Raw genomic sequence first — 20,289 nt, forward strand, 5'->3', positions numbered from 1 at the left:
TTCCCCGCTTCGTACTACAATGAGGAAAAGGCCCATCAAGAACGGGAGGCTTGGACAATGAGACAGCTGGAGCAGGAGGTACTTCACACTCTGGAGGCCCGTACCGCCCAGGAGCTGGAGTCGCTCTCCAACAATATCCCCGGCGGCGTCTACGCCTGCCGGAACGACGAGGACTATACCCTCACCTACATCAGCCCCGGCTTTCTCTCCCTGCTGGGGTATACCCGGGACGAGCTGCGCACCGAGGCCGACGATCTTCTCATCGTCCTGGTCCACCCGGACGACCGGGACGGCCTGCGCCGCTCGGTCCGGGCGCAGCTTGCCGGCGGCTGCAGCACCACCGAGACCGAATACCGCCTCCTCCGGCGGGACGGCGCCGCCGTCTGGGTGCTGGACCGCTGCCGCCTGACCGTGGTGGGCGGGGAGGAGCGCTTCTACTCCATCGTACTGGATATCGACGAGCGCAAGCAGGCGGAGGAGGCGCTGAAGCTCACCCTGGAGCGCCACCGCATCATCATGGACCAGGCCACCGACGTGATTTTCGAGTGGGACATCCATGCCGACACCCTGGAGTACTCCCCCAACTGGCTCAAGAAATTCGGCTACCAGCCCACCACCGGCGCCATCAGCCGCCGCATTCCCTGTTCCGAGAACATCCATCCGGAGGACCGGTCTTCCTTTGTCCGCATCATGGAGGACACCGCCGCCGGCGTTCCCTACTCGGAGGCTCAATTCCGCATCCGGGACGGCCAGGGCCGCTACCGCTGGTGCCGTATCCGGGCCACCACCCAGTTCGACCGGGATGAGAGGCCCATTAAAGCCGTGGGCGTCATCGTGGATATCGACGCGGAGAAGCGGCACGAACAGCAGCTTTTGGACATGGCGCAGCGGGATGCGCTGACGGGCCTGCTCAACAAGCGCGCGGCCCAGTCCATCATCGACGATCGACTCAAGCAGGGCGGCGTCTGTGCTCTGATGATCATCGACCTGGACCACTTCAAGCAGATCAACGACCACTTCGGTCACCTCTGCGGGGACACCGTCCTCTCCGACGTAGCCGCCCACCTGAAGAAGCGTTCCGACCCCGGCTGCGTTCTCTCCCGCATTGGTGGGGACGAATTTCTGGCCTTTCTCCCCTGCCTCTCCGGCCGGGAGGAGGCGGCCAGGAGGGCCGAGCAGCTGTTGCGCGTGCTCACCCTCATCCCCGTCCAGAAGGGCGGCTGCGCCACCCTCTCCTGCAGCGTGGGCGTGGCCGTTGGGCCGGAGGACGGGGACGACTACCTCTCCCTCTGCCGCTGCGCGGACCACGCGCTCTATACCGTCAAAAACAGCGGCCGCGGCAGCTATGCCCTCTACCAGCCCGGCCCCCGGCCCGCGTCCTTCTCCCCCGACCTGTCCCTCTCCGCAGTCAGCGGCCGCATCGACTCCGGGGATCTGGACTACACGCTGGCCCAGTACGCCTTCCGGATGCTCTACAGCTCTCTGGACGTAATCACCGCCATCCCCCAGATGCTGGAGATCGTGGGCCGGTCCTGCGACGTGAGCCGGGTCTATATCTTTGAAAACTGCGGGGACGGTTCCCTGTGCACCAATACCTTTGAGTGGTGCGGCGACGGGGTCTCGCCGGAGATCCACAACCTCCAAAGCCGCCCTTACTGCGGCGGCTTCGGCGATTACCGGGATTATTTCGACGCCGACGGCGTTTTCTGCTGTCAGGATATCCGCGCCCTCCACCCCGAGCTGTACGCGGGCCTCGCCGCTCAGGGGATCGAGTCCCTCCTCCAGTGCGCAATTCAGGACGACGGCCGCTTCCTCGGCTTCGTGGGGTTTGATGAGTGCCGCGCCAGCCGCCGCTGGACCCGGGAGCAGATCTCCTCCCTCTCCCTGGTCTCCAACGTGCTCTCCACCTTCCTGCTGAAGCAGCGACTCAAGGAGCGCCTGGCCCGTCTGGAGGGCCGTAGGCCCACCTGAAAGGGGCCGTTGCAGAATCGGCCGACAAAAAGCACGTCCCTGCGGTCCTGCCCGCAGGGACGTGCTTTTTTTGTATATTCCGCTTGATAGCAACCGATCCCTTCAAATTTCCCGGGAGATATGAGCCTTGATTTTCTGGAACGTCTCCTCCGATACGTCGTGCTCGATGCGGCAGGCGTCCTCCGCCGCCGTCTCCGGCGAGACGCCCAGGGCAATCAGCCATTTGGTCATGAGCGTGTGCCGCTCGTAGATGCGCTTGGCAATTTCGCTGCCCGCGTCGGTTAGATCGATAAGGCCGTCTTTGTCGGTGGTAATGTAGCCGCCCTCCCGGAGCAGGCTCATGGCGCGGCTGACGCTGGGCTTGGAGAACTCCATGCGGTGGACGATATCGATGGCCCGCACAGTCCCCTTCTCCTCCTTGAGCATGAGGATGGTCTCCAGATAGTTTTCCGCCGATTCCTGTATTTTCATGGTCTACCTCCGGCCGATTCATTTTGTCCTATTCTACCATAGCCAGGGCCGGAAGACAAGTCCAAGCGGCCCCGCCAAACCGTGTCCCCGCGCCGCAGGAGCCGCCCCTGCGGCCGCCCGTCCTCCTGTCCCGCTCAGGCTGGCAAAACCCTCTCCGAAGAGCAAGCCTCGCAGAGTTCCGTCGTCCGCAGGCGACGGAATAAAGTTAAGAGCCGTCATTCCCGGGGATATACGCCTCAGAAATGACAATTCCCATGACGGACGGGGCGACTATTTTTCAAAAAATAGAGCCCCGTCCGTCATGCAGCCTTCTGTCAAGGAAGCCCGGAGGGACTTTTTTGACAAGAGAGCGGGGCCGCCGGTAGGCTGCCCCGCTCTCTTGTCATTGCTCAACGCCCAACTGTCAGTCGTCAATCCCCAGCCTGTGCTCGAGATAGTCCTCCATATCCTCCAGCTTGTCGTCCACCTTGTCCAGGCTGTTCTCCAGGGCGCGGTACTGGCTCTTGGAGAGCTCGCCCTTCTTGTAGGAGTGCTCAATGGCGTCCTCCAGGTCATCGGTCTCGTCATCCAGGGCGTCTATTTTGTTGAAAATGGCCTTGTGCTGCTGCTTGTTGCTGTGTCCGTTGTTGGCCGGCTTGTATCCCTCCACGTCCTTCCACAGCTTGTCGGCCCGGCCGTCCAGGTCGCTGATCTTGGCCGCATATCGGTCGTAGACGGTCTTGTTCCCCTCATCGGGCTTGGGGTCGGGCTGCTCCTCCTCGCCCTGGAAAATCTTCTGCTCCAGGCTGGCGCGGGCGTCCTTCAGGCTCACGTCCACGTCCCCGGCCCGCTGGGAGAGTGCGTTGTACTCGGAATAGGTCAGGCGGCCCTGGCGCAGGTCGTCGTTGATGACGCCGTACCGGGCGGACACGTCCTTGGCGAGGGCGGAGAGCTTCTCATCCATGTCGAAATACTGCTTAATCCTGCCAGCGTAGTCTCCGGCCGCTTTCAGCTCTGCTATCTCGGTCTTGAGGGCGCTCATACGGCGCTCCAGATCCTTGAGGGCGGCGGCGGACTGCTCATAGGCGGTGCGGCGGTCGGAGTCGTCGGCGATGGTCTTCTTCTCCAGGGCGGCCTGGGCGTCCTTCAGCCGCACGTCCAGGCTGCCCGCCCGGGCGCTGAGGGTGTTGTAATCGTCGTAGCTCAGCCGCTGCTGGCGTAGGTCCTCGTTGATAATCTCGGCCCGCGCGGCCACGTCCCTGCTGTGCGCGGAGAGCTTCTCGGACAGCTCCTGGTACTGCTTCACCCGTCCGGCGTAGTCGGATGCGGGGGACAGGCTCTTGACGGCCTTCTCCAGCTCGGCGGTGCGGCTCTCCAGGGTCTTCAAGGCGCTGTCCGACTCCTGGTAGGCGGTGAGCCTGCCGGAGTCGTCGGCGATGGTCTTCTTCTCCAGGGCGGCCTGGGCGTCCTTCAGCCGCACGTCCACAGCCCCGGTCCGGTCCTGCATGGCGTTGAAGGCCTTGTAGTCGATGGCGCCGGAGCGGAAGTCCTCCTGGTTCTTCTCCACCAGGGCCTCCAGGCTGGAGCGGACAGATTCCAGCTTCACCATCTGGGCGGCGTACTGCTTGGCCCGCTCGGTGTAGGTGCCCGCCGCCTTCAGGCTTGTGATGTCCTGCTCGGCGGCGGTCATGGCCTTCTCCACCGCGCCGATGGTGGCGTACTGCTCCACGGTCTCCCAGGTCTTCTCCGTGAGGATGACGGTCTGGGTAGCGCTGTCCCACGCCACGTTCTGGCCCAGAATCTCACCCAGGGCGCGGACGGGCAGGTAGGTGGTGCCGTTGTAGCTGATGGGGTAGACGATGTTGCCCTTCTGGTCCAGCATGGTCCGGGCCTCGCCGTCTACCTGGACGGTCATGTCCGGCCGCAAGTCGGCGGTAATTTTCTGCACGGTGGTGGCGGCCACTGCGCCGACGGCCAGAGCGCCGGTGAGTGCCAGTGCGGTGACGGCGGTTCTCATGCGTTTCATATCAATACCTCCATTTTTATTCGGCGCGCCAGCGCCTGTTTGGGTAGCGGTTGATTCGTTTTGCCCTTTCACCACAATAACGGGCCGCGCGGCCTGTTTATTTCAGGTTGCTGAAAAATATTTCAGATTTTTCTCAGAAACTTTTTCAGTTTAGCTTCAAAACTATTTATTTTCTCTCTTCTTGACATTGACATTTCCGCTTTTTTCCTCTATCCTGTAAGGGAATAGCCAAGCCTGATTCCTTATTTTATATGTAGGAGGAAAATACCCATGAACGAGATCATCAGCACCACCGGCGCACCCGGCGCCATCGGCCCCTACTCCCAGGCTGTGAAGGCCGGCGGCTTTCTCTATGTCTCCGGTCAGCTCCCCCTCGATCCGGCCACCGGCGCCTTTGCCGGGGACGATATCGCCAGCCAGACCCGCCAGTCCCTCACCAACATCAAGGCCATCGTGGACGCCGCCGGCATGACCCTCACCGACGTGGTCCGCGTGGGCGTGTTCCTGAAGGATATGAACGACTTCGCCGCGATGAACGCCGTGTACGGCGAGTTCTTCACCGAGAACTGCCCCGCCCGCGCCGCCGTCGAGGTGGCCCGCCTGCCCAAGGACGCCCTCGTGGAGATTGAGTGCGTGGCCCACAAGGCCTGATGTTCGCTGCCCTGCAATCAAAGCGCGCACCCCTTCCGGCGGGTCGACGCGCATAAAAACAGCTAAGACGCTGTTTTTTACCGCGACAGGAAGGGACGGCGGGGAACTCCCCGCCCTGCTCCGTTCGGTGTGGGGCGGCCCCTCGGGGCCGCCGTTCTTTTTGTCCAAGGAGTGAATTAAAATGGATCAGCAGACCATGCAGGCCCTGCGCGACGCCATGTCCTCCGGCATGAGGGTGGCTACCGGCTGCACCGAGCCCGTGGCCATCGCCTTCGCCGGGGCCACCGCCTACGCGCAGACCTCCGGCGAAATCCGGCGCATCATCCTCCGGGCCTCGGCCAACATCATCAAGAACGCCTTTGTGGTGGGCATTCCCGGCACCGAGTTCACCGGCCCCAAGTACGCCGTCGCCATCGGCGCGGTCTGCGGCGACCCTGCCCGGGAGCTGGAGCTGCTGGAGAACCTGGACCCGGCGCTTGTGGCCAGGGCCGCAGCCCTGGTGGCCGCCGGGGACGTGGAGCTGGACCGGGCGGAATGCGAGGCCAAGCTCTATATTGAGGTGGAGCTTAAAACCGACGCCGATACCGTCCTGGTCCGGGTCATCGGCTCCCACACCCATGTGGACTCCATCGTCAAAAACGGCGAGACCGTCTACCAGAACAGCTGCCGGGCCGAGGGCGAGGACCACGGCTGCGCCCCCGCCTACCACCTGTCCGACGTATATGAGTTCTGTACCGCCGCCCCTCTGGAGGAGTTCGCCCTGGTCCGCCAGGCCATCGAACTCAACTCTGCCATCGCCCGTGAGGGCCTCGCGGGGGACTACGGTCTCCGTGTGGGCAGGACCCTGCGGGAGGACGTGGCGGCCGGCGCCAGCGCCAACGACACCACCAATTACGCCATGAGTCTGGCTGCTGCCGCCAGCGACGCACGTATGGCCGGGGTGGACCTGCCCGTCATGTCCAACTCCGGCTCGGGCAACCAGGGCATCGCCGCAACCCTTCCCGTCGTGGCCGTGTGGGAGCGTGTGGACGGCAAGGACGAGGAGCGGCTGCTGCGGGCCTGCGCCCTCTCCAACCTCATCACCATCTACATCAAGAGCAAGTTCGGCGTTCTCTCCGCCCTGTGCGGCGCGGTGGTGGCCTCCACCGGGGTGGCCAGCGCCGTGGTGTGGCTCAGGGGCGGCGGTCTACCCGAAATCGCCTGTGCCATCTCCAATGTGCTGGGCAATGTGGCCGGGATGCTCTGCGACGGGGCCAAGGCCTCCTGTGCGCTGAAAATCTCCACCTGCACCAACGCCGCCATGCTGGCCGCCACCCTGGCCATGCGCCGCCTGCGGGTGGCCTCCAACGAGGGCATTGTGGAGCTGCGGCCTGAGGACAGCATCGACAATTTCGCCCTTCTGGGCAACGAGGGCTCCGACGAGCTGGATAAACTCATTTTAGACATGATTATCCACAAGAAGGACCAGACCTGAGCAAGAAAGCAGCGAAGCAGGCGTAACATATGCCTGCTTCGCTGCTTTCTTTGCGGCTTCTTGCCCGTCTCTTTACAGAAACTTTTTGAGCTGCTGTATATTATCCTCTTCAAACTTCAGCAGCCGCTCCATAAGGTTTTTAATGCTCTTTTCCGCCCTGTCGTATTTCTTCAGATTTTTAACGGCGTTGATGACCCCCATGTTGCTGCCGATCATCATCATCTCCGCCACATGGGATGCGGACTTGTCCGCCAGGGTCTGCAGGTCAATCATCAGATAGGTTCTGATTTTTTCAAAGGCCGTCAGCCCCTTTTCATCGCATCCGTTCTCTTCCAGCAGCTTTTTTGCCTGCTCCTCCATGGAGCGGTACCCCTCCAGCTGGGCGTTCATATGGCGCTTGAAATCATCGTTGTCTATGATATCGTCCAGCTGATTTAACGTCACCGTGCCCATCTGAGCGTTCTGGTAGACAAAATTGAGCAGTTCGGTGTTACCGTTCATCGCGCTCACTTCCTTTCCGTCCCTAGTGTGTCCAGCGCTCGCGGCAATATTTTTGTCTTTGCGCAAAAAAGGGTTGACAGGAGCCCGTCCACATGGTAATATATCACTTGCGCTGAGCCCCCTGCGGTGAGTGCAAACAATATGCGCGAGTGGTGGAATTGGTAGACTCGCTGGCTTCAGGTGCCAGTGTTCGCAAGGACGTGCGGGTTCGACTCCCGCCTCGCGCACCATAAAAAAGGGCAGAAAAGATTTTATCTTTTCTGCCCTTTTTTGTGGATTTCGCCGTCATTGGGCGGCTTTACCCCTATTATTTGATCTGCTCGGGCCAAGTAAATTGGCCCGGCATCAAGATTTCTGTCCCTGGCAAAAATGCTTTTACACCGCACTCGCGTCGGATTTTTTCCGGCAGGAAGCGGACTGACGGGTGCGCCCGCAGTCATCAGGCGGCTCAGAAATCCGCTTCTTTGGATGCGCCGGTTTCCGTACAAATTACCCCGTGGAAGCCGTCGTTCACGGTTCCCACGGGGCCATCTTTATTCCTCTGTCAAAAGCTGCACCCACAGCATGCCCACGGGACTCTCCTGTGCCGCCCTGCGCAGTTGGTCGGCCAGAAGGCAGATAAACTGTCTGTTGGTCGGCCTCTGCTCCAGTGGGTGTCCCGCCAGGGCGCTTAAGGTCTCCTGCCCGCCGGACTCCCAAGCCCGTCGGATAGCCGTACGGATGTCGCGCTCCACGCAGTCCCCGGTGGTATTGTACCGCTGCGCAATCGCAGGGTAGATTGCCTTCGTCACCTGCACGTCGCCTCCGCCGTGCTGTATCACCAGCTCCACCGCCACGGACAGGTACCGGTATCCGCGGTACTGCGGGCCGACGCCCACATACCGGAGCATGTCATAGATGACGCTCACGGCTCCCCACCCCCAATAATCGCCATGAGGGCCTGGAAGTGCTTGATAGCAAGCTCCTGCTTCTCCGGGGTCAGTCTGCTGAACTGTTCCATTGTGTTTAGGATGGTGCGAATCTGCTGCGGAGTCTCCGTCCCTGCCGACAGCAAATCCAGCGGCGAAACGCCGAGGTGGGCGGCAATGGTGTCCACAGTGTCCAGCGTGGCGTTGGCCTTGCCCGCCTCAATCTCCTGCAGGGTGCTCCGGCTGATACCGATATCCAGGGAAAAGCCCTCCAGCGTCGCCTCCCTCGCCTGCCGCAAAACCTTCAGATTGTCGGACAGATTCTGCCTCAGCTCCATCTCCACACCTCCCACATGTAAACAATAGGGGGACAAGGCAAGGATTTCAAGATTTTATACCGGAAACATTTACCGACATATCGGAACGCAAAAACTACATTCGCTCTCCCGCCTCCTGCCGCCGAACATTCAAACCTGCAGTTCATCCGCTGAGTCTCCTCTCTATATTTGTCCTCAGCGTTTTAACGTTTGGGCGGCGCGGCGCGGTACAGGCCCCGGGAGAATCAGGGCGGCGCTATCATACATTCCCTTTTTTATCATACAGTTTACCATCAACGCTGATGGGGGCTGGTACCGTGAACGACGATATTCTCAATGAAAAGCTCAGGGAACTGCGCAGATTGAAGCGCGCTGCCGACGAACTGCACGACGGCATTACCGCGCTGGAGGACGAGATTAAAGCGGAGCTGACCCGCCGGGAGGTGGATGAGATTACCACGAAGGACTACCGTGTATCCTGGAAATCCGTCGTCTCCACCCGGCTCGACACAAAGGCGCTCAAGGAGGAGCGCCCTGAAATCTACGAGCGTTACGCGAAGGACTCGGTATCAAAGCGGTTTGTGGTGACTTAGAATCTCCGTTACAATGCAGGAAGGCGGCAGACCCTTGGGGGGCCTGCCGCCTTCCTGCGCAATTAAGCCTGTCCAACCGGCCAGTGCAATTTATCATGAATCTGCCGGACGCAGAACTTGGCTCTTCTTTCAGGGCGAGAAATGTGTTAAAATGGCTATTATTTGGGGAGGTGACGGCATGATCGGGACGATCCGCAAAGCGCTGTACGCCATAGAGAACAATACGGTGCTCAGCGCGATTAAAAAGGGGTTTCTGCTTGTCATCCCCGTGGTGCTGACCGGCTCCTTCGCGCTGCTGCTGCTGAATTTCCCGGCGGCGGCGTATCAGGATTTTCTCGCCGCCTTCGGCGGCGGTATTTTGGTGTCCTTTCTCAACTTCATTATTGACTCCACCACCGGCTTTTTGTCCCTCTATCTCGTGCTGGCCATCAGCTATTTCTACTCGGACGCACTGGCCGGAGAGAATTTCACTCTGCGGATTGTATCCATGGTGGCCGCCTGCGCCTGCTTTATCGCCTCCTTCGGCGGGGAGGGCGGGTCGCTCACGCTGTCCTGTTTCGGGACCACCGGCGTATTTACCGCAATGGTCTGTTCCGTGCTGGCAACCCGGCTGTTTTTTGCCCTCGATCTGGGGGCCTTTCGCAGATACCGCTCCTACAGCGCGGGAAACGACATCCATTTCCGCAGCAGCATGTCGGCCATCCTGCCGGTTGCGGTTTGCATCGTCGTGTTCGCCGTGGGGAATCTTCTGCTGCAGAAGCTTTTCCACGTGGGGAATCTCAACGATCTGATCAGCGGCCTTCTCTTCCGGGCTTTCGGCGGGCTGCGGCAGGAGCCGGGAAACGGCGTGGTATTTCTGCTGCTGCTGGATCTCCTCTGGGTATTCGGCATCCACGGCGGCAACGCGCTGGACCCGGTGGCGCAGACGGTGTTTGCCGACGGCGCTTCGGCCGGCGTCATCAGCAAGTCCTTTTTGGACAATTTCGCCGTGCTGGGCGGAAGCGGGGCCACCCTCTGCCTGGTGCTGGCGCTGCTTATCGTCTCCCGGCAGAAGGGAAGCCGCCAGCTCGCCTACTCCGCCGCGCCCCTGGCCCTCTTCAACATCAACGAGATTCTGGTGTTCGGCCTGCCCGTGGTGTTAAACCCCGTCCTGGCCGTCCCCTTTATCCTGACGCCCATCGTCTCCATGCTGGTGTCCTACGCAGCCGTGATATCCGGCTGGATGCCGGCCGTGCAGGCGACGGTCAACTGGACGACCCCCGTATTTTTCAGCGGCTATCTGGCCACCGGCTCCTGGAAGGGAAGCGCGGTGCAATTGGTGACGGTGGCGCTGGGCACGCTGATTTATCTCCCCTTCGTCCGCCTGTCCGAGCACATCCAGGAGGGGCGGGAGGACTATTTAATCCATGAGCTGACGGCCCACTTCCGGGACCAGGAGCAGTCCGGCGGGCGGCCGCGGTATCTGGAGCGCAACGGCAGTCTGGGCATCATCGCCAAGGGGATTGTCAGCCAGCTGCGCACCGACGTGCGTGCGGACGCCATTCCGGTGTTCTACCAGCCCCAGGTTGACGCCGACGGCAGGGTGGTGGGCGCCGAGGCCCTGCTGCGCTGGGAATTCGGCGGCAGCCGGCTGTACCCGCCCCTGGTCGTGGCCCTGGCCCAGGAGGACGGCTGCTTTCAGGATCTGACCTGGTCCATTCTCAACACAGTCTGCCGGGATATCCCCGCACTGCGCCGGCAGTTTGGGGACCATATTCACGTGTCCATGAACATCGTGGCCGATCAGCTGGACAATCAGACGTTCACCGAGCGCGTGATTCATCTGTCGGAGGAGTTGGGCGTGTGCCAAAACCTGGTGCTGGAGGTCACCGAGGAGACCTCCCTCGCCAATCTGCCCAATATCACGGCCAATATCGAGCGGTTCGGCGCGTGCGGCATCGTGCTCGCCATCGACGATTTCAGTATGGGGCAGACCTCCCTCAACTATCTGCGCAACAACCGCTTCCGCTATGTCAAGCTCGACGGGGGCCTGGTCCTCCAGGTGCTGGAGAACAGCCGCTCCCGTGAGATTATCGGCTCCATCACCGCCCTGGGAAACAGCCTGGGGTTTCAGGTCATCGCGGAATTCGTGGAGAGCGTGGCCATCCGGGACGCGCTGCTGGAGCTGGGATGCACCATGTTCCAGGGGTATCTGTACAGCCCCGCCGTCCCCCTGGCGGAGCTGCTGAGCTTTGCGCTGCCGGCGGTGTTGGCGGATGAAGGCGAAGGACCAAACCGTCCGCCCCCGGCCCCAGGCATATAGATTTAAAAATGGAGGCGGCGTCCAAGACGCCGCCTCCATCTTTGCGTGCCGCCAATTCCATGTATGTCCGCGAAATACGGCCCGTCACATTACAGTGTTTCCACCCAAATACGCTTTACTATTGTGACAGGCGACTAAATTTGTGCCTAAAGATATAAAAAAGCATGGACATAGTGTACATATAGAGAAGCCGGGCGGCGCCCGGAATCGGTATAATGGAGACAACGGCAACTGGAACAGTACGCTGTAACTAGAATTGGAAAGGAAGGATTTTGCATGACCAGGCCAAAATCAAGGCTTCAAAAATCGCTGGCGCTGCTTCTCACCCTGTGCATGGTGCTCTCCCTTCTGCCGGCGGCGGCAGCGGAGGAGCCCCCTCCGGCGGAGGAGCCCGCCAAAATTGAGGACACGGATACCGATGCGGTCACATGGGGCGAGGGCTGGCACGAATACACCGACGCGGAGGGTCAGACCACCCACTACAGCAATACCGAGGGCTCCGCCGTGACGGTCCGCTTCACCGGGACCGGCATCGCCGTCTACGGGAAAAAGGCCTTCAACGGCCCCATCCTGAAGGCCGTCATTGACGACGGCGAGAGCGCCGACGTGGATTTCTACGGCGACAGCGCTCTGGGCAACGAGCAGGAGGCTTGGAAGGTCAGCGGCCTTGGGAAGGGTGAGCACACCCTGGTGCTCACCATCTCCAATGAGGTTAATGAAAACGCCAAGCCCTCCGAGAGGGATGAGTACCAGACCGAGATTAATTACTTCCTGGTGAGCGGCGAGGAGGCCCCCACCGAGCCGGAGGAGCCGGAAGTCCCCGAGACGCCCGACGTGGGCATTGCCGACGGCGCCATCCACGACGATTGGACACAGGACCCCGCCACCGTCAAGGGCGAGGGCGCGGTCAACGAGCTGCGGGACGGCAAGCGATACCTGAAGGCGGGAACCGGCAACAGGAACGGCGAGACCGATACGGTGAACAATCCCTATCCCGCCGTCTTCCTTGACAAAACCCTGTCCGACGCGCTGGCGGGGGAGGATGTGAACGCACCCCACTTCCTGGAGTTTACTCTGGAGCGGGTCAGCGAGCATACGAATAATTATACCCAGTTCGGTGTCTACCTCAACTATAAAGACCCCGGCAACGCCTTCTTTATCGGCTGCGACGCGGGCGGCTGGTTCTGGCAGACCCTCTCAGGCGGCGACGGCGCCTGGTACCAGGGCGGCCGGGTGGCCCTGCCCGCCGTGGGTGAGCCGGTTACCGTCCGCCTGGAGTGGACCGGGACCTCCCTGACCAAGGCCACCGCCAACGGCCAGGACCTCTTCCCCGGGCTGCCCCTTGACTTCTCCGCCAGCGGCGGCAACAGCAGCAACGCCGGCACCGTGGGCTTCAAGGTCGGCCGCTGGAACGATAAGTCGACTGAAATTTTGGTCAGTGGCGTCACCTACACCGGTCAGGCGAAAATAGAGGGCTACGTCGTCAGCGGCACCGTGACCGACGCCAAGGACGGCGCCCCCATCGAGGGGGCCGCCGTGACCATCGCCGGAAAGACGGTATTCACCGACAGCGACGGCAACTACTCCTTCGACAGCGGCAACAAAATTGCCGACGGCGCCTATACAGCCACCGTCTCCAAGGAGGGCTATGCCGACGGCAAGCTCAACATCACCGTGGACGGCGCGGCCCTGGAGGGACAGGACGCGGCCCTCTCCAGGCTTCCCACCGTCAGCGGCACCGTAACCGGCGAGGGCGGCGCGCCTTTGAAGGACGCTTTGGTCGAGCTGGGCGGCAGGCAGGCCGTCACCGGCGCGGACGGTCGATATACCATCGCCGGCGTGGCGGCTGGGACGTACACCCTGACCATCTCTGCCGATGGCTATATCAGCGCCGAAAGGCAGATAACTGTGGCAGAGGACGACCTTACAGGCATAAGCGTTCAGCTGCCGAAGCTGGAAATCAAAACCGCGACCCTCTCCACCGACGGCATGGACGTGCTGGTGGACACGGCGTTCCCCCGGGTCATCCAGTACACCATGAAGGGCGGCAGCGCGGGCAAGGTGTTCTACGGGCAGACCGCCGTGCTGGACACCCTGCGCATCAACGGCGTGGACGTTAAGCCCGCCGTGAGTGCCCAGGCAAGCGAGACGGAAGCTGCAATCACCTATACCATGGCCGTAAAGGACGCGGCCAGCCGCATCGACGCCGTCATTACCGCCGAGATTACGGCGGCGGGCAACACCCTGGAGTTCCACATCACCGATGTGGAATACGCCGACCCCGCCGCGCGGACGGAGTACCCTATTGAGAGCATTGAGATCCCCGACCACAGCCTCATCTCCGTGCGCAGCACCCAGCCGGGCGCGGACCTGGCGGCGGCCCGCCTGGGCGTCAGCACCATCAAGAGCGGGGACTACTTCCGCGCGGTGGATGACAGTCTGAACGTGGACAGCCTGAACGATCAGCGCTATATGTACGTCTTCCTCTCCAACGACGAGCTGAGCGCCGGCATCTCCGGCAACTCCGATATCGGTACGGGCGGCGCGGCCAAGGACAACCACCGCATCACCCTCTCCGCCCGGGACAGCGGCGCCTACAAGAGCGTGGGCGCGGGCAGCTCCCTGTGGTACTACGACCGCAAAATCAGCAGCAGCGACCCCCACGAGGCGGGCAACGCCAACCTCACCGCCGAGGAGAAGGTGGTGGGCATCCGCGAGGGCGTGGACGAGATGCCCTATGTCAAGGTGGTCATCACCGGGGATGAAAACGGCGATGGCGCCGTGGACTGGCAGGACGGCGCCATCGCCGCCCGGGAGAACGAGATCATCCATATCCCGGCCTACAGCGACAGCATCCCCGATCTGGTGAGCACCCGTATCTCCATGAACTTCCAGAGTGAGGCGGCCAACCCTTTCCTCACCGCCCTGGATAACGTGAAGCGGGTCTCCCTCCACTCCGACGGCCTGGGCCAGTCCATCCTCCTTAAGGGCTACGCCAACGAGGGACACGACTCCGGCCACCCGGACTACTACGACATCGGCCGCCGCATGGGCGGGGCCGAGGACATGATGACCATGCTGGTGGAGGGCCGGAAGTACGGCGCGGAATTCGGCATCCATGTGAACGCCAGCGAATTTTACCCCGAGGCCAAATCCTTCAATGAGGACATGGTCAGCAGAGACGGCAGCGGCGGCCTGGATTACCGCTGGAACTGGCTGGATCAGGGTATCGGCATCAATGGCGTCTACGACCTGGCCTCCGGCAACCGTATGGAGCGCTGGGACAAGCTCTATGCGCAGGTGGCCGACGAGCTGGACTACGTCTACGTGGATGTCTGGGGCAACTACACCTCCGGCGCTGAGGACGCCTGGCAGACCCGGAAGCTCTCCAATGAGATTATCAGCCACGACTGGCGCATCGTCCACGAGTGGGGCAGCGCCAACGACTGGGATTCCACCTTCCAGCACTGGGTCAGCGACTTTACCTACGGGGAAAACGACCAGAAGGGTCAGCTCAACAGCGCCATCATGCGCTTCATGCTCAACAGCCACAAGGACTCCTTCGTGCCCGACTTCCCCACCTACGGCGGCGCTGCCAACGCCCCCCTGCTGGGCGGCCCGGTGATGCAGGGCTTTGAGGGGTGGCAGGGCGATGTGGAGTACGATCTCTTTATCGACACGCTGTACAACCAGATGCTCCCCACCAAGTTCCTCCAGCACTACGACATTATGAAGTGGGTGGACAACGACGAGGCCGTGACCATCCCCTACGGCGTTAAGCACAGCACGTTCAGTGAGTCCACCACCTCCCAGTGGACCCCGGAGGTACAGATCACCCTCCAGAGCCAGGACCGGAAGGACACCGTGGTGGTAACCCGGGGGTCCGACGGAGAGATTAACGACACCTACGCCTACGGGACCGCCGCGGAGCGCTTGGAGTACCGCTCCCGCAACATTACCCTCAACGGCCGGGTCGTCCTCACAGGCGCGTCCAACCCCGGCGACTTCACCGGCAACGCGCCCGCCGGCAACCTGAAATACCTGCTTCCCTGGTACTGGAAGACCGCCGGCGATACCAGGGACGGCGAAGGCGGAAAGCTCTACCACTACAACGTAAAGGGCGGCGAGAGCACCTGGCAGCTCCCGGAGGGCTGGGATACTCTGTCCACCGTGAAGGTCTACAAGCTCACCGACCAGGGCCGCACCGGGGAGCAGACCGTGGCCGTGGCGGACGGCTGGATTACCCTGGAAAACATCGAGGCCGAGACACCCTATGTGGTGGTTAAGGGCGAGAACGGCGCCGCCGCCCCCGCCGTGGAGTGGAGCACCGGTATGCACCTGAAGGACGTGTCCTTCAACGGCGCGCTCACCGACAGCTGGACCGTGGACGGCGGCGGCGCCGCTGAAGTTGTGTATACCAACCACGAGATTCCCATGCTGAAGATGGACGGCCAGGTCTCCGTCAGCCAGGTCATGACCGGCCTGAAGGCCGGCCAGAGATACGCCGTATACGTGGGCGTGGACAACCGCAGCGAAGCCAGGGCCGTCATGACGGTTTCCGACAGCGAGGGCAATGTGCTCTCCTCCAATTACACCCTGCGCTCCATCGCCCGCAACTACGTCGGCAGCTACGTCCACCGCAACGCGCACCCCACGGAGGACGGCGCCAGCTACTTCCAGAATATGTACGTGTTCTTTACCGCCCCAGAGAGCGGCGATCTGACCCTGACCCTGAGCCGGGAGGACGGCGAGGGCAGCACCTATTTCGACGACGTGCGGGTGGTGGAGAACGAGTCCGACCACTACACCTACGATGCCGACGGCAGCTTCGTCTCCTTCACCCAGGACTTTGAGCATGTGGCCCAGGGTCTCTTCCCCTTCGTGGTGGGTCCCGCCCAGGGCGACACCGACGGGCGCACCCACCTCTCCGAGCTCCACGCCCCCTACACCCAGGCCGGCTGGGACGTGAAGAAGGTCAGCGACGTTCTGGGCGGCGACTGGTCCGTCAAAATCAACGGCCTGACGCAGCTGAACAGCGTGGTCTACTACACCATCCCCCAGAATTTCCATTTTGAGCCCGGCGTGACCTACACCGTCTCCTTCGACTACCAGATGGGCTCCGAGGGTACATACGACGTGGTCTACGGCAGCGGCGTCTACAGCGGAGACGTGACTGCCGTCCCCCTGAGCAAGGCGCAGGGCACAACGGCCAAGTGCACCTTCACCCTCATCGGCGACGAGTCCGGCCAGACCTGGTTCGGCATCCGCTCCACCAGTGGGAAACCCCAGTATCCGGAGGGCTTCGGCCCGGACATAGAGAAGGACCCCTGGGCGAGTGAGAAAAACTTCGGCGGCTACAAGGATTTCATCCTGGACAACCTGAGCATCTCCGTGAGTGAAACCCAAAAGAGCACTCTGAACCAGCTCATCCTGCGGGGTGACGGCATGCGGCAGGCCGACTACTCCGGCGACTGGGCCGCCTTCCAGTCCGCCCTGGCTGCGGCCAAGACGGTTATGGCGAATCAGGACGCCGCCCAGGCTGAGGTGGATCAGGCCGCAAGCGCCCTCAGCGCCGCCATCCTGGCCCTGACGAGGCTGGAGACCAATCTCACTGGCACCGTGACCGGCGCCGGCGGCGTCCCCGTGGCCGGGGCCCGCGTCATTCTGGAGGACGGCAGCTTCAACCCCACCGGCGCGTCCTCCGTCACGGACGAGCATGGCCGGTACGAGTTCACCTGGCTGACTGCCGACGCATACCAGGTGAAAATCGTCGCAGACGGCTACGATGTCGCCACCGCGGACGCGGGCACGCTGACCGCCGGGGAGAGCAATACCACAGACGCCGTGCTCTCCGTCCAGGCCCCCGCCGCCTATGCCAACACCTTTGATACCGGCGATACTTCCATGATGGAACCGATGGCGGGCAACGCCGGCGGCGGCAGGGACGAAACCGTGGAAGCCGTGGAGCACGGCGGCAGCGGCGCGCTGAAGGTGACCTACAACAACCACGAACGCAACACCGTGGTGGACAACAGCCTCCGAATGAAAAACGGTACCGTGGAGGTGGACGTCACCCCGCTGGTCAGCGGCGTGCGCTTTGGCATCACCCTGCGCGGCCAGGATCTGAATAACCGCATCTACGTCGGCCCCTTCGACAATGCCGGCCGCTGGGGCTGGAACTGCTTCGTAAACGGCAAGGAAGCCTGGAGCAGCGAAATCGCCGGGCCCGGCCTGTACGCCAACGTGACCCGCCGCGTCAAGGTCACGTTGGATGAGAACACCCTCTCCCTCTGGGTGGACGGCGTTCTGCTGATGGATGAGGTTACCATCCGCAGCAATCCCACCTCCGAGGGGTATGTGGGCCTCAATGCGGGCCGCAACTCCGGCACCCAATTTATTTACGACAATCTCCGCATCACCCCGGCGGATGAGCCCCGGGCCGGTACCCATGCCGTTACCGGCAAGGTGCTCAACAGTTCGGGCGCAGGCGTATCCGGCGCACAGGTCACGGTCCTCTCCGGTGAGAACGCCGTAACCCGCACCGCCGCGGGGGCGGACGGCGCCTTTACCACCCTGCCGCTGCCTGACGGGGAGTATACCCTGCGCATCACCGCGCCCAACTATCTTGCGCATTCCGTGAAGGCTGTGGTCTCCGGCGCCCAGCTTACCCTGGACGACGTGACGCTGCGCTTTGACCGCGGCGCGCTGGACAGCCTGTACGACCAGTACCGGGACCTGCCCCAGGAGGGCTACGCCGTGGAGAGCTGGCAGGCGCTGCAGGACGCGCTGGCAGGCGCCAAGGCGGCGCTGGACAAGGGTGGGGCCGCTGCGGACGGCGAGCTGCTCACCGCCTACGAGGCCCTCGCCAAAGCGGCGGCGGCGCTCACCGCCGATACCCCTGACAAAAACGGCCTGCGGGTGCTGTACGAGACCTTCCGAAATGCAGTGGACCAGGGGTACACCGCCGAGAGCTGGGCGGCGTTCCAGGCGGCCCTGACCGACGCCGCCGCCGTGCTGAACGACAAGAGCGCCACCCAGGAGCGGGTGGACGCGGCCCGCGACGCCCTCCAGAGCGCCTACGACGGCCTGACCTTCCCCTTCTCCGGCCCGGCCCCCGCCACAACCACAAGGACGGAAAAGAACCCGGACGGCTCCGTCACCACCACCGTGACCAACCGGCGGACCGGAACCGTCACCGTAATCACCAAATGGCCCGACGGGAAGACCGTGGAGACCGTAATCACCCGCACGGGCGGCAAAACCATCGCAGCAAAAGGCCCGGACGGCGGCGACATCGCCCGGCTGGAGCTCCCCGCCGAAGTCCCCGTCCCCGAAACCTCCTTCACCGATGTGGCGGAGGACAACTGGGCGAAGAGCTCCGTGGACTTCGTCGCGGGCATGGGGCTGTTTAACGGCACGCCCGGCGGCGCGTTCGACGGCCTGCTGCCTATGACCCGCGGGATGCTGGCCTGCGTGCTCCACCGCCTCTCCGGCGAGCTCCCCGGAGGCGGACACGACTTTGAGGACGTGGCCGACGGCGTCTGGTACGCCCCGGCCGTGAGCTGGGCCGCCAGCGCCGGCATCGTGACCGGCGTGGACGCGGTCCGCTTCGGGCCTGAGCAGTCCATCACACGGGAAACCCTGGCGGTGATGCTGTACCGCTATGCCGGAATGCTGGGCATGGAGACCTCGGCGGACCTCTCCCTGCTGGACGGCTTCTCCGACGGCGGCGAGGCCAGCGCCTGGGCCCAGGACGCCATGGCCTGGGCGGTCAGGACCGGTATTCTGTCCGGGAAGAACGGCGAGAGCCTCGACCCCGCCGGGGCCGCTACCCGCTACGAAGTCGCCGCCATGCTGGAGCGCTTCGTGAAGCTGCTGTAAGGTCACTGCAGAGAGAATGCCCCCGCTGTCCGCATTGGACAGCGGGGGCATTCCCCTGTGCCGGGCGTCCGTCTCCCGTCTGCAGGGCGCGGCATCCCCGGCGTGCCGCTGGGTCCCATTATCAATTCCTCCGCAGAGTTCCGCTGCCCATGACGGATAGGGCTACTTTTTCCTATGAAATAGAGCCCCAGCCGTCATGCAGCCTTCTGTCAAAGAAGCCCCGTGGGACATCTTTGACAGAAGGAGAAGAGGGCGGCCTGAATAGGCCGCCCTCTTCTCCGCTTTATTTACGAGCACCGCGCCAGCCCCGCCGCCTCCAGCCTGTCCTGCAGCAAATCCAGCGGGATTTTACCGGGCAGGAGACGCTCCCGCGCGCATATCGCGGCGATAATGCCGACGGAGACGCCCATTTTGACGCAGACGGCGGGGTCCCGATAGACGGCATAGGCCTCATGGGTGCCGGAGATGTTCTCCCCCGCCAGCAGCAGGCCGTCGATCTCCGCCGGGATAAAACACCCCAGCGGTATCATATAGTCCCCCTTCACGGCCCAATCCTCAAATATCCGCTTTGTGCGGATATCCCGTTCCGTCAGGGTATAGGCGCCCCTGAAGTGCCTGACCTCCCGCGGGCCGTATGGCGGGGCAGGCCCTGCGGACTCCCCGTGCGCCTCAATAAACTCCGCGCCGGCGCAGGCGGCAGTCGTCCCCTGAGGCGTGCAGTCGATGGTCACCCCGGCAAGAACCGCCTGGAGCGCCCCCTGCCGCCGGACGACGACGCCCCGCACCAGCCGGCCATGCATCACCGGCGCACAGACGGCGGCGTCCGGCAGGCGCGCGATGCCCGCACATTCCGGTCCGTCCGGGGCGGAAGCGCCGCCGGCGTGCTCCAGCAGCAGCGTTTCAGCGCCCTCCGCGGCCGCCGCAGCCGCAGCGGCGGCTCCCGCGGGGCCTGCGCCCAGGACCAGCACATCCACCTTCCTGAGGATGGGGAGGTCCTGACCCAGCTCTCTGATAAATTCCAAATCCGTAACCTCCCGCAATATTGGCTCAGATCCCGTACCAGACGATCTGATTTGGTTCAAGGCAGAGGGTGAATGCGGAGCCGTCGCCCCGGTAGACGGTGGTGGACTGGCTCTCGTAGGTGTTGTTCACCACGCAGAACTTTCCGTTCTCCACAAAGGCGTGGACCTCCACATTGAAGTTGTCGGAGTACCA

General features: G+C 62.8%; 13 protein-coding genes and 1 tRNA gene. 7 read left to right on the forward strand and 7 right to left on the reverse strand.

Annotation, left to right across the window (positions count from 1 at the left end; genetic code table 11):
• The first annotated feature begins 57 nt into the window (after positions 1 to 57).
• Complete coding sequence (locus H8S62_RS12400; RefSeq protein WP_186919617.1) at positions 58 to 1,971, forward strand: GGDEF domain-containing protein; 1,914 nt, start codon at positions 58 to 60, stop codon at positions 1,969 to 1,971.
• Positions 1,972 to 2,073: 102 nt separating this feature from the next.
• Here the strand turns inward: H8S62_RS12400 and H8S62_RS12405 are convergent, their stop codons facing one another.
• Positions 2,074 to 2,442, reverse strand: a complete 369-nt coding sequence (locus H8S62_RS12405; RefSeq protein ID WP_155151782.1) for a metal-dependent transcriptional regulator — start codon at positions 2,440 to 2,442, stop codon at positions 2,074 to 2,076.
• Positions 2,443 to 2,845: 403 nt separating this feature from the next.
• Positions 2,846 to 4,447, reverse strand: a complete 1,602-nt coding sequence (locus H8S62_RS12410; protein ID WP_186919619.1) for a stalk domain-containing protein — start codon at positions 4,445 to 4,447, stop codon at positions 2,846 to 2,848.
• 270 nt (positions 4,448 to 4,717) lie between these two features.
• Between H8S62_RS12410 and H8S62_RS12415 the strand changes: the two genes are divergently transcribed.
• Together H8S62_RS12415 and H8S62_RS12420 are read left to right on the forward strand one after the other, a co-directional pair.
• Positions 4,718 to 5,098, forward strand: a complete 381-nt coding sequence (locus tag H8S62_RS12415; protein WP_155151788.1) for a RidA family protein — start codon at positions 4,718 to 4,720, stop codon at positions 5,096 to 5,098.
• 181 nt (positions 5,099 to 5,279) lie between these two features.
• A complete protein-coding gene (locus tag H8S62_RS12420; RefSeq protein WP_186919621.1) occupies positions 5,280 to 6,572 on the forward strand; it encodes an L-cysteine desulfidase family protein in 1,293 nt (430 codons plus the stop codon).
• Positions 6,573 to 6,644: 72 nt separating this feature from the next.
• On the opposite strand, the gene H8S62_RS12425 is transcribed toward H8S62_RS12420, so the two are convergent.
• Positions 6,645 to 7,073: a hypothetical protein gene (locus H8S62_RS12425; protein WP_155151792.1), complete on the reverse strand. Its 429-nt coding sequence runs from the start codon at positions 7,071 to 7,073 to the stop codon at positions 6,645 to 6,647.
• Between the two features lie 143 nt (positions 7,074 to 7,216).
• On the opposite strand from H8S62_RS12425, the gene H8S62_RS12430 reads away from it, so the two are divergent.
• A tRNA-Leu gene (locus H8S62_RS12430) sits at positions 7,217 to 7,303 on the forward strand.
• A 303-nt stretch (positions 7,304 to 7,606) separates the two neighbouring features.
• Here the strand turns inward: H8S62_RS12430 and H8S62_RS12435 are convergent.
• On the reverse strand, positions 7,607 to 7,981 hold the full coding sequence (locus tag H8S62_RS12435) for a sporulation initiation factor Spo0A C-terminal domain-containing protein (RefSeq protein WP_155151795.1): 375 nt from the start codon (positions 7,979 to 7,981) through the stop codon (positions 7,607 to 7,609).
• Complete coding sequence (locus tag H8S62_RS12440; RefSeq protein ID WP_155151798.1) at positions 7,978 to 8,319, reverse strand: helix-turn-helix domain-containing protein; 342 nt, start codon at positions 8,317 to 8,319, stop codon at positions 7,978 to 7,980. Before H8S62_RS12440 ends, H8S62_RS12435 begins: the two co-directional genes overlap by 4 nt.
• Positions 8,320 to 8,615: 296 nt before the next feature.
• Here H8S62_RS12440 and H8S62_RS12445 point away from each other — a divergent pair, with 296 nt between their 5' ends.
• The 3 genes from H8S62_RS12445 (at position 8,616) to H8S62_RS12455 (ending at position 19,074) form a co-directional block, all read left to right on the forward strand.
• Positions 8,616 to 8,891, forward strand: a complete 276-nt coding sequence (locus tag H8S62_RS12445; RefSeq protein ID WP_155151801.1) for a hypothetical protein — start codon at positions 8,616 to 8,618, stop codon at positions 8,889 to 8,891.
• A gap of 178 nt (positions 8,892 to 9,069) precedes the next feature.
• Entirely contained in the window at positions 9,070 to 11,193 is a 2,124-nt protein-coding gene (locus tag H8S62_RS12450) for a PTS sugar transporter subunit IIC/EAL domain-containing protein (protein WP_173023599.1), read from the forward strand.
• Positions 11,194 to 11,469: 276 nt separating this feature from the next.
• Complete coding sequence (locus H8S62_RS12455) at positions 11,470 to 19,074, forward strand: endo-alpha-N-acetylgalactosaminidase family protein (protein WP_186919623.1); 7,605 nt, start codon at positions 11,470 to 11,472, stop codon at positions 19,072 to 19,074.
• Between the two features lie 287 nt (positions 19,075 to 19,361).
• Here H8S62_RS12455 and H8S62_RS12460 read toward each other — a convergent pair whose 3' ends face one another.
• Positions 19,362 to 20,096, reverse strand: coding sequence for an FAD-dependent oxidoreductase (locus tag H8S62_RS12460; protein ID WP_155151809.1), 735 nt, complete (start codon positions 20,094 to 20,096; stop codon positions 19,362 to 19,364).
• Between the two features lie 25 nt (positions 20,097 to 20,121).
• Positions 20,122 to 20,289: 1,3-beta-galactosyl-N-acetylhexosamine phosphorylase C-terminal domain-containing protein (locus tag H8S62_RS12465; RefSeq protein ID WP_186919624.1), on the reverse strand; the 168-nt coding region annotated here is incomplete at its 5' end.

Origin of the sequence: Lawsonibacter faecis (assembly GCF_014287675.1) — a bacterium.
Classification (GTDB): domain Bacteria; phylum Bacillota; class Clostridia; order Oscillospirales; family Oscillospiraceae; genus Pseudoflavonifractor; species Pseudoflavonifractor faecis.